This is a genomic window from Acinetobacter sp. AL9 (genome assembly GCF_041464035.1).
GTDB lineage: Bacteria > Pseudomonadota > Gammaproteobacteria > Pseudomonadales > Moraxellaceae > Acinetobacter > Acinetobacter towneri.
Genome location: NZ_JAYFSK010000195.1, coordinates 1 through 347 on the forward strand (window position 1 = coordinate 1; position 347 = coordinate 347).

The 347-nt window shown below is 37.8% G+C and carries 2 pseudogenes; one reads left to right on the forward strand and one right to left on the reverse strand.

Annotated features, from left to right (window positions below):
- Window positions 1-173 (reverse strand): annotated as a pseudogene (locus ACEO2X_RS14290) (IS3 family transposase); the annotation flags it as partial.
- 48 nt (window positions 174-221) lie between these two features.
- Here ACEO2X_RS14290 and ACEO2X_RS14295 point away from each other — a divergent pair.
- Window positions 222-347 (forward strand): annotated as a pseudogene (locus ACEO2X_RS14295) (IS982 family transposase); the annotation flags it as partial.

Here is a 347-nt window from a genome sequence, read left to right on the forward strand (position 1 = left end):
TTTTGTTTATCTAAATATTTTTGATACCAAACACGTAGAGTTTCAGGAGTACAACCTATCTTGGGAGCAATAGCGGTGATCGCAGCCCAATTCGATGGATAATCTTTCTCGGATTCAATCAATAATTCAACCGCTCTTTCTCTGATTTCAGGGGTATATTTTGGTTTTGTCATTGGAACATTCTCTCAAGAAAGTTGGTCTCCGACAAACCCAGTACGGTTCAGTTTGAAAGCAAACTCTTTAAAGACTTGCCTTGTTATAAAAACCTGATTACCCTCATCAATCAGCACCAACTTGCTATTCATGCTTTGCTTTATGCGTTGAGCCAAAAAGATGAAAGTTCATAT